This window comes from Salinicola sp. DM10 (genome assembly GCF_017306975.2).
GTDB lineage: Bacteria > Pseudomonadota > Gammaproteobacteria > Pseudomonadales > Halomonadaceae > Salinicola.
In genome coordinates this window covers 206,890-219,325 of record NZ_JAFLEN020000005.1, presented here as the reverse complement: position 1 = coordinate 219,325, position 12,436 = coordinate 206,890, and the positions used below count along the sequence as shown (strand labels likewise).

Genomic DNA, 12,436 nt, shown 5'->3' with positions numbered 1-12,436 from the left:
CGGTGAGCTTCGCATCGATGACCCGCGAACCCCGCGCTACAACGTGGCGCCGGGGATGTGGGTGGGTGCCGTTCGCCGCCGGGCCGCTGATCCGCAGCTGGCCTTCGATAGCGTGTGGTGGGGCTACCAGCCAAAGTGGGCGGGAGAGACGGCGCCGACGCCAATCAATGCTCAGGTGGAAGCGGGCCGGCTCTGAAGATGTTCTCTTCGCCGCCCAGTACGCGGGAGTAGCGGTCGACCAGGGCGCGCCACTCCTCGCAGACGACGACCCAGTGGGTGAGGGGCGATTTCTTCGACGATAGCGCGATGCCGTTGATGCTGCTCATCGTTTTTCCTGTGGATCATGAACCTTGTCATCATCGGCAGCGGAGGCGGCAGCTTGATCCCACAGCCGGGCGCCAGGGTGGGCCCGCCTCACCCCGCGCAACCCACACACCATGCCTTAACCGAGGGTTGCAAAACGCTGACAAAAATCCGCTACGGTATGTGGCGTTATGCCGAGGTGCGAATTATAGTTTGAGACAGTCTTCAAGCGCGTCCCGCTGGCTTGTTGGCGTCCTGGATTGGATTCTTGTGCCCGCACGTCCCTGCGGGCTTTTTTTCGTCTGCAGTTTGGGGTGGCGCCGGGGCGTGGCGGCTTCGCGGTCAGGGTCGGGCTGCCGGGGCGGGGTTACGCAGCATCACGCTTAACTACCACTTTTGCGCCCGTTATTGAATTTCCTAATAAGCGAATTTAATACTGGAAACTGCCGGCGCAAGCCCTAAAATCGCCACCGCTTCAGGGATGTAGCTGTGTCCACAGGTGGCGAGCAGTCGGGACGATAAGTAGGGATACTTATGACGCTCGCCGTGGATGTGCCGACTGGCAACAGTCGGCAGTTACTCTTTGTAACAAATCCCTTTTATGGATCTCCATACATCAGTTTCGCTAATCATGATTAGGGTCTATGCTGCAGGCATCCAAGGATTGGATGTGAACAGGAACCCGGAAATGGAGTGTCCGATGCCACGGATGCGCGGAACGTAAGGGCCGCGGAAGCCAGTACCTTTAGGCCGTACTGACTGGGGGCCCTTGCGCTTGCGTGGCGGCCCTCTTTTATTGCCTGCTTGTCGCGCCGCTCGCTCTACCCCTCTCTCTTTTCTTCTATCTCTTTCCCCCGCTCTTCTTAGCTTCTCCGATGGCTGCCACGCGCGTCACCCGCGTCGTGTCGTTGGCCCGTGGGCGTTTGTCATGGCTTCACGCCGGCCGGCCGCTGCCGGGTCAGGAGGCGGCGGGCAGTTCGTAGATCCAGACGCTGAAGCCGCCCAGGGCGTTGGGGCCGAAGGTGTGGGTGAGCGGGACATCGGTGGCGTCGCGGCCCTGGGCGATCAGCACGCGGCCGAGGCAGGGGGCGTTGTTGCGCGGGTCGAAGGTCCACCAGCGGCCGCTGAGGTAGACCTCCATCCAGGCGGCGAAGTCCATGTTGGCGTAGGGCGGCGGCTTGCCGATGTCGCTGACGTAGCCGGTGCAGTAGCGCGCGGGGATGTTCATGCAGCGGCACAGGGTGATCGCCAGGTGGGTGTAGTCGCGGCAGACGCCGAGCTGCTCGCGGTAGGCTTCGGCGGCGGTGCGGGTGGGCCGGGAGTGTTCGTAGCCGAAGGTGAGGTGCTGGTGCACGAAGTCGCAGATCGCTTGCACCCGCTGCCAGCCGGCGGGGGTGTGCTGGAAGCGTTCCCAGGCGATGTTGCTGAGCAGGTCGGTCTCGCAGTAGCGGCTGCCGAGCAGGTAGGGCAGCACGTCCGCCGGCAGCGTTTCCACCGGGTGCTGGGTGGCGCTGGTGTCGATCGGGTCGGGCTGGCCGTCGTCGTGGAGCACGGCGTTGGTGCCGAGGGTGAAGGTGCCGGCGGGGGCGACCAGGCGGCTGCACCAGTTGCCGAAGCCGTCGCGGTAGCTGGCGATGGGCACGCTGGGGGAGGTGGTCAGGTGGTCGGGCCCTTCGAGATGCGAAAAGCGCGAGTGGTGGACATTGAGCAGCGCAATCATCGGCGTGGGGCCGTTGAATTGGAAGATCATTTCACAGCCGAGCTGGATTCTCACGGTAGGGCCTCCGAACGAGCGGGTCGATCAGGCAGGGAGGCGGCCGGTGTGGTGCGTCGGTCGCCACGGGGCATTGCGGTCTGGCGTCGCTGACGGTCTGCCGGCCGTGCGCGTGGCGGTAGGGGGTGTGCGTGTCGTCTTGGGGGGTACCGCTGCAGTATGGCTGACCGGGGGGATTCCCGCGAATGGGCGGTCGGTTGCTGGCCCGGCAGGGGCGTTGTCTGTGCGGACTCGCCGGCTGGCGCTTGGGCATGCCTTTTCGCGCCGTTGCGTCGCGTGCGGCTTTCCATGGTGTGCTGTATGCGTATACAGTATTCGAAACGACAAGCGGTCGGCCGCCGGGCGGGTGCGTGGCGAGTGCGATGGCACAACGATGACTGGGTCGAGGTGGATGACGCGATGCAGGTGCAATATCTGGGGCCGCTGATGCTGGGGCTGGGCCATCCGGCGCTGACAGGGTATGACCTCAATAGCTTTCCGCCGAGCTGCTATGCGGTGGAGCTGGGCCCGGCGGCGGGCTGCGAGGGGCCGCTGATCGAGGGGGACGTGCTGATCGTCGATGAGGATCGCCTGCCGACCCATGAGGATCTGATCGTGGCCAAGCTGGAGGGGGAGCACTTGCTGGGCCGGGTGTGGCGGATCGGCGGCCGGGTGCGGCTGATCCCGCTGCAGGGCCATGAGTCGCTGTTCGTGAGCGGTGAGGTCCTGCGCGGGGTGGTGATCAGCCAGGCGCGGCGCTATGTGTGTTGAGCGGGCGTGTTCAGCGCGGCTCGCTCATCTCATGCTGAGCCGCCATGGCCAGAAAGGCGGAGCGGCTGAGGTGGCGCGCTTTGGCTGCGTGATCGATCTTGGCCACCAGCGACTCGGGCAGGCTGATATTGACGCGCACGGCGCGGTGACTGAGCTTGGACAGATCGATATCGATCAGCATCCAGTAGCCATCCTGAAAATCCGCATGGTCCGCCCAGGTTTCCGGCGTCGACGGGGGCGGGATGGCCATGTCTTCGCCGTCGAAGTAGACCTCGACCGCTTCTTGAGCCAGACGCGGTAGCTCTGAGAGTTCGTCCGCGGCCGAGAAGCAGCCGGGGAAGTCGGGAAAGGTCACGCCGTAGGCGCTGTCGCGATCCTTGTGAATGTAGGCGGGGTAGAGCATCCGTTACCTCCAGATCCAGCCGGCTTGACGATAGATGTTGCGCAGCGTGCCGGTGGCGAGATCCTTGCGCGGGTGCGGGACAACGACGTGACCCGGCTTGTCAGGGTGTTTGAATTTCATATGATCGCCTTTGCCGCCGACGTGATGCCAGCCTTCGGCTTCTAACCGTTTGATCACGTCCGCGCTTTTCATGTTGTGTATTTTTGCGCAACTTTTTGCGCCGGGTCAATGCGCTTTCATCTGCAGAGCGCTTCGCAGGGCGTGCCGTCGCCGTCGCCATCCAGGCGGGCGTTGCCGCACTGGGTCAGGTGGTAGCGCGCTTCTTCGCAGGAGCGCATCTTGCCGCAGGTCTTGCGTGGGGTGCAGCTGAAGGCGGCGGCCGCTGCGCGTTCGGGGTCGAGCGGGTGCGAATCCCGGCCCTTCGTCCAGGCTGGCGCCTCGGCGCTGCTGCGTTCTGCTGTCTTCGCTTCGGTCTTCCCTTCGCCCTTCTCTACGCCCTTCTCTACGCCCTTCTCCACGGTCTTCTCTTCCGTCTTTCCCTCGCGCTTCCCGTTTGAGGTATCGCCCTCGACATAGGGGTTGCCGTGGCCCTGAATCCTGGCTATGCGGCGGTTGCGCTCGCGCTCCCAGGCGCTCACCGGGTCGGCCTTGGCCCAGGCCTGGAAGAGCTGCTGCTGTTGCCGCCCGATCTGGATGCCGTAAGTGTCGCGCATGTACCAGTAGGTGCGGGCGATATCGCCGCGCACCGCCGCCGGCGGTTCGAAGGTGCGCTCGGGAAAGTCGACCTTGGCCGGGCACTGGCCGTACTGGTAGGCGCCGGCGCTGGTGGCCATGCCGTAGCGCATGTTGGAGCGGTCGCCGTTCACTTCGCCCACCGAGGGCACCAGGTTGACCAGATCGGCCTCGGCCTGGCGGAACACCGGGTCGCTGGCGCGGCAGTGGCGCCGGCCGCCTTCCTGCCAGCACTGGCGCTGCCGGCCGAAGTCGTAGGCGGGCATGACGTGCTCCCACTCGATGCGCGCGGCGCGCTTGGGCTGCTTGCGTACCTGGTAGCCGCAGCTGGCGAGATCCGGGCCTTTGTCGAAGTCGAAGGCGCAGTCGCAGTAGAAGGTGCGGTCCTGATCGACATAGACCTCGCTTTCCGCCAGGCGCTTGGCGGCGGAGAAGGAGCTGGGCGGCGCGGCCTGCGCCGGCGTGGCCAGTGCGGTCAGGAGGCAGAGCGCGATCAGGGCGAGGGAGAGGCCGCGTCGGCGTGAAAGGCGGAGCTTGGGTAAAAGACAGAGTGCGGGCGACAGACAGAGTGCGGAAACAGCGCGCATGCTTGATTAGAATCCTTTTATTTAGAAGGCGCGCATTGTAGAGGCCCAGCCGCGGCGATGCATGCGGGGGCGGGGATAGGCTCGAGACGACGACGGAGGTGGCATGGCGGAGGCAGTCAAGCTGCTCACGGTGTTGGACCGGCTGGCGCAGTATCGGCCGGCGGGGCATCAGGCGCCGTTCGAGCGCCGCGTGAATCGTGGGGCGACCTGGGCGCTGGTGGCCGGGGGCGTGCTGCTCGCGCTGCTCGGGGGGCTGGTGCTCGTGCATCTGACCCTCGGCCCGCTGCCCGCGGCGTTCCGCTGGGTGGCGCTCGGGCTGGGGCTGCTGGCGCAGCTGGTGTCGCTGGTGCCGCTGTGTGTGCCGATCCTGCTCGCCGGGCGGCTGCTGGTGTGCTGGCGGCGGATCGCGCGGGAGGATCTGATTCGCGAGTTTCGCCACGACCGGGCGGCGGTCGATCGGCTCGCCGGCTTCTCCACCGCGGCGCTGGCCGAGGTGCAGCCGTGGCTGGAGATCAAGGTGCGGCGGCTGGACCGCCGGGTGACGCTGTTCTTCGGCTCGCCCACGGCGGGCGTCTCGCTGTTTCTGCTGGCCTCCAGCGCCATCGAGGCGCTGGGCGGCGTCGGCGTGCTCTCGGCGCTCTCACCGGCCGGCATCGCGTGGACCCGCGCGGGGGCGCTCCAGCTCGCCGCGCTGGTCGCCGTCTGCCTGCTGCTGGGGCTCTCCCTCGGCGCCATGGCGCAGCGCTGGCTGGCGACGCGCTATGCCTTTCAGGCGGAGCTGGTGGGGCTGGCGCTGCAGCGGCGCTCGGCGCGAAGGGCATAAACCGCGATGCCGAGAACGGCGGCAGGGGCGTTACTGGATGAAGCCGACAGGGAGAACGTCTAGTTGGCGGTGTCATCTCGCGTTTTGTGGCGCCTCTCTCGGGGATCGGCCTCACGCGTTCAGACGTCCTTACGGGCTCTGGTCAGTTCCTGTAGGGCGATGCGGGCGAGGAAGCCGGAACGCGTCTTGTCGCCATCGTGGGTGGCGACGAATTCGTCGATGCGCTTGACCAGCAGGTCGGGCAGGGTGACGTTGATCTTGTGGCTCTTGCCCAGGTAGGGCGTCACGTCGATATCGACCACGGCCCAGATCCAGCCGGCGAAGTCCGGGTTGTCGAGGTGGTGCTCGAGACTCGTCGCCTGCGGAATCGGGTCGCCGACGTCGACCGCCGTCTCGAGCCACCCGGCGATGGCTTTATGCACGTTGGCCAGGGCTTCCTCGAGGGTGTCACCCGCCGAGAAGCAGCCAGGCAGGTCGGGAACGGCGACACCGTAGGCGTGCTGTGCGTCGCCGCGCTCGATGGCAATGGGAAACAACATGGCGTCTCTCCTCACGGGCCTCAGTCGAGGCCTGCGCTTTTCCTGATGCCTTTGACCAGCCCCGTTTTCAGATTCTTCTTGGGGTGGGGCACCGTGACCGTGCCGGGCTTGATAGGGTGCCTGAAGTGGTGGTGGCTGCCGTTGACTCTGACTAGCGCCCAGCCATCACGCTCAAGCTCCCGAATGAGGGCCCTGCTATCCACACTCAGCACCCCTGATCATTGGGCTTGGGGTTATAGTAACTCCGAAAAAGCGGTGGCGTCATCCTGTGTTACCCGCTTGCCTCCTCACCCCCCGCGCAGTTCGCAGCTGAGCTGGGTGAGGTAGCCGTTGTCGTCGAGGCTTTCGGTGGTCTGGGTGACCAGCCAGGCGCGTTCGTCGATCCCGGCCTTGAAGCCGCGCAGGGTGAGCGGGGTCTCGGGATTGATGTCGGCGCGGCCGTGGGCCAGGGTGAGGTCGAGGCTGGCCTGGCCGCGCTGCAGGCGGCGCCATTCGGCTTCGGCGGCGTGGCGGGCGTCGGCGGCGCTGGCGTAGGTGTCGCGCAGGGTCTTTGGCTTGGTGTCGTCGCCGACCTGGACCGCCTGACGCTCGGCGCCGGCGGTGTCGTTCCAGTGCGCGATCACCCCGGTGTGGTCGTCGCGGTCGCTCTGGGTGAAGCGGTGGCGATCGCCGTCGCGGCGGGTGAGCACCACGCCGGGGAGGGCCAGGCCGCTGGCGCTGAGCCCTTCGCCGGCGCGGGTGAAGAGCAGGTGGCCGGCCTTGATCGTGGCGATGGCGTCGAAGCGCTGGCCGAGCCGGGTGAGGAAGTTGAGGTCGGATTCGTCGGTCTGGTCGATGTGTTCGAGGCGGATGCCGGCGAGGGTGTCGCCGACCACCGGGGTGAGGTCGTGGCGCGCGGCGAGGGTCTCGATCAGCTGGGCCAGGGTGAGATCGTGCCAGGATTGCGAGCGCTTGCCGGGGAGCTGCTGGCGCAGGTTGGCGGCGCGGGCGCGCAGCTGGAGGCGGTCCGGCGCGCCGCTGTGTTCGACTTCGTCGACGATGAAGGTGCCGCGGCTGGCCAGGCCGCTGTCGTGCCAGCCGAGGGCGAGTTCGAGGGTGGCGCCATGCGGCGGCAGCGCCAGGCGGCCGTCGTGGTCGGCGAGGGTGAGGGTGAGCTGATCCGCTTCGCCGCCGCGCTGGCGGGTGAGGTTAAGGGTGATCAGCCGGCCATTGATCCGCGGGGTGATGTCTTCGCCACCCAGGCTGAGGCGGTAGTCGGGGCGCGCGGCGCCGCTGACCGTGGCGCTCATGCGTAGGCTCCGTTGAGGCGCGAGAGGCTCTCGGCGGTGAGGCTGCCGAGCAGGTCGAGGCGGGTGTCGTCGACCCGTTCCAGGCTGAGGCTGAAGTCGAGCTTGCCGGCGGCGCCGTCGCGGTGGAACTGGCTGGCGGTCTCGTCGACCTGGGTGATCACCCACAGCCCGTACTGGCGCCCGGTGCCTTCGATCAGCGGCCAGGCGTCGCCCTGGCTGGCCATCTGGCGCAGGGCGTCGAGCTCGAGGCGGCCGCCGGTGAACTCGGGCAGCAGGGTGCCGCTGAGGGTCAAGGTGTCGCTGCCCGGGCCGAGATATTGATAGGCCGGGCGCGCGCCGACCCGGGACTGGGCGGCGTGGCGCCAGGCGCTGGTGCGCTGGAGCTGCTGGTAGGGCACCGAGCGCGTTTCGAATACGAACATACCGAGGGCCATGAGCATGGTGCTCTCCTTTAATCCGGTGGGGGCTTAGTCTCGATCCCACATCGACGAACGTTGATAGGCGGCCCGCTCGCGCTGCGCCTGCTCGAGGGCGCGCTGCACTTCCTGGGCGACCTGGCGCGCCAGGGCGTTTTCGTCCATGCCGGGGGCGGCGTGGATATGGATATCGCCGATCTGGACGCGGTTGTCGCTGGCCGCGGCTGTGCCGCCGGCGGTGAGCGGGGCGCGGGTATCCAGGGTGATCGGGGTCATGCCGGGCAGGGCGAAGTCGGCGGCGAACGGCGGCTGCGCGCTGGCGGGCACGGCGGCGGCGGCCAGGGTGAGCCCGGCACCGGCGCGGACGATATCGCGGGCGATCGCGATCATGCGCTGGATGGGCTCGTCGCGCTGGCGCTCGATCCCCAGCGTCAGGCCGTCCACGGTATACCCGCCGAGCTTGGCGAACTCGCGGGAGGGCGACTGGATACCCAGGATGTCGCTGAAGCTCGTAAGGGCGCTCTGGGCCAGGCTGCTGGCGCCTTCGACCACGTAGTTCTTGCCCGCTACCAGCCGATCGCCGACGGCGCGGGCGCCTTCGCTCGCTTTATCCTTGAGCGATTTGAGGCCATCACCGGCGTCGCTGGCCAGCGACGTGACGCGATCGGCGGCCTTGCCCGCCATCTCTTGGCCGCTGCCCCAGAGGTTGCCGGGCAGCGACTTGAGATAGCCGATGGCGGCGCCCCACTTCTCCTTGAGCTGACCCATCAGGTCCCAGTCGGTGACCAGTTTGACGACCGCGTCGATGGCGCGGCCGGGGGCCGTCTCGAACCAGTTCCAGAGCTCGGTGATGCCTTTCCAGGCGCTCTTGAGGCCGTTGACGATGGCGTCCGAGAGGGTGCTCATGCTGGCCGGCACCTCGATGCCGAGCTTGTCGAGGGTGGCGACGATGCCCTGGTAGATCAGCCCCAGCGGTGACCAGTTGGCGAGCAGCTGCATGACGCTGCCGATGCCGCCGGCGAAGGCGTCCTTGACCTGCTGCCAGCGCTGGCTGAACCACTGGCTGATCTCGCCCCAGTGGCGGTAGATCTGGTAGGCGGCGACGCCGAGGGCGGCGACCGCGGCGACGATGGCGAGGATCGTCAGCGTGGCCGGGTTGAACCCGAGCAGCGTGAGCACGCCACTGAGCGCGGTGAGCGGGGCGAGCACGGCGCCGATGCCGCTGGCGAGCAGGCCCACGGTGGCGAGGATGCCGCCGAGCACGCCGAGGAACTGGCCCAGCAGGGTGGTCAGCTCGGGGTTGTCGTCGATCCAGCCGGCGATGCCGCGGGTGATCTCGGCGATGCCCTTGATCAGATCGCGCAGGGCGCCGTCGTTGGCCGCAGCGAAGGCGATGCTGGTCTCTTCCCAGGCCGCCTGCAGGGCGTCGAGGTCGCCGCTCAGGTCGTCCACCTCGCGGCGGGCGGCGCGCAGGTTGGTGCCGCTGAGATCGGGCACGGCGGCGGCCGGAGCGGCGTTGGCCGTCGGGTTGGTGATGGCTGCTGAGTTGATGATGGCTGCCGGGGCCGGGCGCGGCTCGCTCGCGGCGGGGAGCCCGGCGGCGCGCGCCGAGGCGCTGGCCTGACGGGCGGCGCTGAGCCGCTCGGCGGTGAGGGTATCGGCGAAGCGGGCCATGGCGCCGTCGGCGGCGAGGTCGACCCCGGCGTTGCGGGCCAGCGCGCTGGTGCGGGAGACGCTCGCGACCAGCTCGTCACCGTTGGCCTGGGCGAGCAGTACCATGTCGCCGAGGGAGGCCTGGATCGCCGCCGGGCTGACCTGGCGTTGGAGCAGGGCGGCCTGGGCCGCGGCGATCTGGGTGGCGCCGAAGCCGGATTGGGTGCCGAGTTCGCGGGCCTGCTGGGCCAGCGCCTGGGCGCGCGGGTCGTCGCGGGTGAAGCCGCCGGCGCGGCGGACGTGGCGCTGCTCGCGCTGGAACGCCAGCGCGGGGCCGAGCAGGGTCTTGGCGCCCTGGATCAGACTGCCGAACCCCAGCCCGCCGCTGGGGAGTTCGACGGGCTGCGGTCGCGGGCGAGCCCGTGCCGCGGTCGTCGCCTCGAGAGACGGCGCGGATCTTGCCGTGGGCGCCGGCGGCGGTAGCGCGCGTCTGGCCTGGGCGGCCCGGGCTGCCGGCGGTGGCAGGGCCGGGGCGGCGGCGGGGGCGGGCAGCAGACGCTGCTGGCGCACCATCGTCTGGCGCAGCTGATCGAGGGCGTCGCGCAGGCGGGCGCTATCCCGCCAGGTGCGGCCAGCGACGGCGGTAGCGTCCGACGGCACGCCGGCGGGTGCCGTCGGACGGACAAAACCCGGCGATTCGCGACACAGACGCGTCAGCGGGGCGGTGAGCTTAGCGACGCCGGCGAGCAGCGCCGGGAGGGGGAGGTTGCGCGCCATGGGGGGCCTCGTTCATTGAGCGTTGGCGGGCGCGCTCGCGCCACTCCATCAGTTCGCGCAGGCTGAAGTCCGCGCAGTCCGTGGGGGTCCAGTGGAAGACGATGGCCAGGTCGGCCATCGCATCTTCCACCTGGGCCGGCAGCGCGATCTCGGCCGCGCCGCGGGGCGTCAGGCGGTCTCGCCCCGCGCCCGCTTCGAGAGCAAAAAACCGGCGATGTCGCTGCCGCACTGGACCAGGTCGGCCGGGTCCATCTGGCGCGCTTCATGCTCGGTCAGGCTGGGCTGGGAGAGCCGCGGGATCAGCTTGATCAGGGCGTCGGTCTGCATCTGCAGCACGTCGGCCAGGTTGACCCCGCGCAGCTCGCCGGCGCTCGGCTTGCGCAGCACGATCTCGTCGATACGCTGCTCGCCGCGCACGATCGGCGTGTCGAGGGCGATGGTGGCGCGGGTGCCGTCGGCGACGGTCTTGTCAGCATCGATATCAGCGGTCTTTTCAGCGGCGGTAGTCGCTTTCTGGGCTTGGCTCATGGGTGTCTCTCGCTGGTGATCGTGGGTGGTCGTGGGTGGTCGTGGGATGAGGGGGCGCATCGGGCGGCGTCAGCGGTGGGGAGGCCACCGCTGACGGGGCGCGGCTTAGATACCCAGCGCCTGGCGGCGGCGCGCCAGCCGGTCGTCGCCGTTGACCTTGAACACGTAGTTGGGCAGGTCGATCTCGATCTTGGTCACGCCACCGATCACCAGCTTGTAGTAGCTCAGGGTGCTGGTGATCTTGTGCTCGGTGTTCTCGCCGTCCTGGGCGTCGCCGAAGTCGATCTCGGTGTGGCGGCCGCGCATCACCACCTCGACCGCGACCACCTCATCGGTGTCGTCACGCTCGTAGCTGCCGGTCATGCGCAGCAGGTCGGCGTCGAGGCGCGAGGCGCCGAAGTTGTCGAAGATCGACTCGACCAGCCCGCCCACGGTCCACTGGCAGGTCATCAGGCCGTCCATGCCCATGTCGATGCCGACGCTGCCGTCCATGCCGCCGCCGCGCCACTCCTCGATCTTGCGCGTGAGGGTGGGCAGGGTGACCGACTGGATCTGGCCCTGGTAGCTGTCGCCGTTGCCGAACAGGTTCAGCGCTTTGAGTTTCTTGGGAAGTGCCATCGATCAATGCTCCTAAAGGGTCTCGGGGCCGAGCCGGCGCTCAGGCGCTCGCGGCGACACGGGTGGCGAAGTCGGCGAGATAGGTGTCGGTGATGCGCTGCTGGAAGCCGAGGTCCTCGAGCGGCGGCACCGGGGTGTAGTCGTAGTCGATGCGCAGCTTGCCGGCCTTGAGGCTCTCGCGGGTGTTGAGCGACTCGTTGAGCCAGGCGCGGCCGTCGATGATCAGGCCCAGCGCCTTGAGCTCGGCGAACTTGGCGTTGATGCCTTCGATGATGTCGCGGGCCAGCGAGGCGTGCAGCGGCTTGTCCACCGCCCACAGGTGGGCCTCGGCGATGGTGTCGGCGAGGATCTGAGCGGTGCGGGTGTAGTTCTCGAACGGGAACAGCGACTGCGGCCCGGCGCAGGTGCGCGAGCCCCAGAAGCGGAAGCCGCCCTGGTTGACCAGGGTGGTGACGTCGGCGGCGTTGAGCAGGCCGGCGTCGGTGGCGGCGGATTGCAGGTCCCAGAAGACGTCGCGGTCGATCCCGGTGACGCCGTTGACGACCACGTTGGAGAGCGTCTTGTGCCAGCCGATCTCCTGGTCGAGCTTGGCCCGCAGGCCCAGCGCCACGGCCACCGGGCTACGCGGGGCGGTGGTGGCGGTGGCGGCATCGAAGGCTTCGAACTGCGGCCAGATCAGCATCAGCTCGCGGGCGCCGAACTGGTCGCGGTAGGCGGTGGCGTCGGCCAGCGTCTCGCAGCCGTGGGCGTAGGCGTAGCCGAAGGCGCGCAGCGACTGCAGCAGCGGCACCAGGGCGGTGGTCACTTCCGGGGTATCGAGTGCCGGGCAGCCGATCAGGCGCGGGGTCACGCCGAGCTTCTGCTTGGCGCTCATCAGCGCCTGCAGGCCGGTGCGCTGGCCGCTGTCGGTGGTGGTGCCGATCACGTTGGCGCTGGTTTCGCTGGCGTCCGCACCCTCGGCGACGCGCACCACGACCACGATCGGGCGCGCCTGCTCGGCGATGGCGCTGAGGGCGCCTTTCAGGGTGCCGCTGCTGCCGGCCTGGCCGATGGCGGTGGTGATATCGGTGACCAGCGCCGGGCGGTCGAGGGGGAAGGCGGTCGCATCGGCGTCGGCGGCGGTGGCGACGATGCCGATCACCGCGGTGGAGATCGTGCGCAGGGTGCGGGTGCCGTCGTTGACTTCCGAGACGCGCACGCCGTGATGGTATTGGTCGAGTGCCATGAGGGGTTCCTGATCAGGG

At 68.4% G+C, this 12,436-nt stretch carries 17 protein-coding genes; 3 read left to right on the top strand and 14 right to left on the bottom strand.

Annotation, left to right across the window (positions count from 1 at the left end):
• Nucleotides 1-55: 55 nt before the first annotated feature.
• Complete coding sequence (locus J0A90_RS18785) at nucleotides 56-196, top strand: hypothetical protein (RefSeq protein ID WP_370635805.1); 141 nt, start codon at nucleotides 56-58, stop codon at nucleotides 194-196.
• Here J0A90_RS18785 and J0A90_RS16390 read toward each other — a convergent pair.
• Together J0A90_RS16390 and J0A90_RS16385 are read right to left on the bottom strand one after the other, a co-directional pair.
• Nucleotides 165-326 carry a hypothetical protein gene (locus J0A90_RS16390; RefSeq protein ID WP_207034493.1) on the bottom strand — a complete coding sequence of 54 codons (162 nt, stop codon included), beginning with the start codon at nucleotides 324-326 and terminating at the stop codon, nucleotides 165-167. The genes J0A90_RS18785 and J0A90_RS16390 overlap by 32 nt on opposite strands.
• 935 nt (nucleotides 327-1,261) lie before the next feature.
• Nucleotides 1,262-2,077, bottom strand: coding sequence for a transglutaminase family protein (locus J0A90_RS16385; protein WP_207034491.1), 816 nt, complete (start codon nucleotides 2,075-2,077; stop codon nucleotides 1,262-1,264).
• Nucleotides 2,078-2,434: 357 nt separating this feature from the next.
• Here J0A90_RS16385 and J0A90_RS16380 point away from each other — a divergent pair, with 357 nt between their 5' ends.
• On the top strand, nucleotides 2,435-2,827 hold the full coding sequence (locus tag J0A90_RS16380) for a LexA family transcriptional regulator (RefSeq protein WP_207034489.1): 393 nt from the start codon (nucleotides 2,435-2,437) through the stop codon (nucleotides 2,825-2,827).
• A 10-nt stretch (nucleotides 2,828-2,837) separates the two neighbouring features.
• On the opposite strand, the gene J0A90_RS16375 is transcribed toward J0A90_RS16380, so the two are convergent.
• Genes J0A90_RS16375 through J0A90_RS18730 form a run of 3 tightly spaced genes read right to left on the bottom strand, consistent with a single transcriptional unit; the run spans nucleotide 2,838 to nucleotide 4,549 of the window.
• The gene (locus J0A90_RS16375; protein WP_207034487.1) at nucleotides 2,838-3,230 is read right to left on the bottom strand and encodes a type II toxin-antitoxin system HicB family antitoxin; all 393 of its coding nucleotides are present in this window, start codon (nucleotides 3,228-3,230) and stop codon (nucleotides 2,838-2,840) included.
• 3 nt (nucleotides 3,231-3,233) lie between these two features.
• Nucleotides 3,234-3,422: a type II toxin-antitoxin system HicA family toxin gene (locus J0A90_RS16370; protein ID WP_207034485.1), complete on the bottom strand. Its 189-nt coding sequence runs from the start codon at nucleotides 3,420-3,422 to the stop codon at nucleotides 3,234-3,236.
• 44 nt (nucleotides 3,423-3,466) lie between these two features.
• Nucleotides 3,467-4,549, bottom strand: a complete 1,083-nt coding sequence (locus tag J0A90_RS18730) for an endonuclease (RefSeq protein ID WP_207034483.1) — start codon at nucleotides 4,547-4,549, stop codon at nucleotides 3,467-3,469.
• A 103-nt stretch (nucleotides 4,550-4,652) separates the two neighbouring features.
• Between J0A90_RS18730 and J0A90_RS16355 the strand changes: the two genes are divergently transcribed.
• Nucleotides 4,653-5,372 carry a hypothetical protein gene (locus tag J0A90_RS16355; protein ID WP_233076871.1) on the top strand — a complete coding sequence of 240 codons (720 nt, stop codon included), beginning with the start codon at nucleotides 4,653-4,655 and terminating at the stop codon, nucleotides 5,370-5,372.
• A gap of 119 nt (nucleotides 5,373-5,491) precedes the next feature.
• On the opposite strand, the gene J0A90_RS16350 is transcribed toward J0A90_RS16355, so the two are convergent.
• The 9 genes from J0A90_RS16350 to J0A90_RS16310 all read right to left on the bottom strand — a co-directional run bounded on the left by J0A90_RS16350 (nucleotide 5,492) and on the right by J0A90_RS16310 (nucleotide 12,417).
• Nucleotides 5,492-5,911, bottom strand: a complete 420-nt coding sequence (locus tag J0A90_RS16350; RefSeq protein WP_207034481.1) for a type II toxin-antitoxin system HicB family antitoxin — start codon at nucleotides 5,909-5,911, stop codon at nucleotides 5,492-5,494.
• A 20-nt stretch (nucleotides 5,912-5,931) separates the two neighbouring features.
• Entirely contained in the window at nucleotides 5,932-6,114 is a 183-nt protein-coding gene (locus J0A90_RS16345; RefSeq protein ID WP_207034570.1) for a type II toxin-antitoxin system HicA family toxin, read from the bottom strand.
• Nucleotides 6,115-6,198: 84 nt separating this feature from the next.
• Entirely contained in the window at nucleotides 6,199-7,200 is a 1,002-nt protein-coding gene (locus tag J0A90_RS16340; protein WP_207034479.1) for a contractile injection system protein, VgrG/Pvc8 family, read from the bottom strand.
• Complete coding sequence (locus J0A90_RS16335) at nucleotides 7,197-7,640, bottom strand: phage tail protein (protein ID WP_207034477.1); 444 nt, start codon at nucleotides 7,638-7,640, stop codon at nucleotides 7,197-7,199. The genes J0A90_RS16340 and J0A90_RS16335 overlap by 4 nt, the downstream gene beginning before the upstream one ends.
• A gap of 27 nt (nucleotides 7,641-7,667) precedes the next feature.
• On the bottom strand, nucleotides 7,668-10,046 hold the full coding sequence (locus tag J0A90_RS16330; RefSeq protein WP_207034475.1) for a phage tail tape measure protein: 2,379 nt from the start codon (nucleotides 10,044-10,046) through the stop codon (nucleotides 7,668-7,670).
• A complete protein-coding gene (locus J0A90_RS16325) occupies nucleotides 10,000-10,164 on the bottom strand; it encodes a GpE family phage tail protein (RefSeq protein WP_207034473.1) in 165 nt (54 codons plus the stop codon). Before J0A90_RS16325 ends, J0A90_RS16330 begins: the two co-directional genes overlap by 47 nt.
• 50 nt (nucleotides 10,165-10,214) lie before the next feature.
• The gene (locus J0A90_RS16320) at nucleotides 10,215-10,574 is read right to left on the bottom strand and encodes a phage tail assembly protein (protein WP_207034470.1); all 360 of its coding nucleotides are present in this window, start codon (nucleotides 10,572-10,574) and stop codon (nucleotides 10,215-10,217) included.
• Nucleotides 10,575-10,679: 105 nt separating this feature from the next.
• A complete protein-coding gene (locus J0A90_RS16315; protein WP_035474376.1) occupies nucleotides 10,680-11,192 on the bottom strand; it encodes a phage major tail tube protein in 513 nt (170 codons plus the stop codon).
• A 40-nt stretch (nucleotides 11,193-11,232) separates the two neighbouring features.
• Nucleotides 11,233-12,417, bottom strand: coding sequence for a phage tail sheath protein (locus tag J0A90_RS16310; protein ID WP_207034467.1), 1,185 nt, complete (start codon nucleotides 12,415-12,417; stop codon nucleotides 11,233-11,235).
• Nucleotides 12,418-12,436 lie beyond the last annotated feature (19 nt).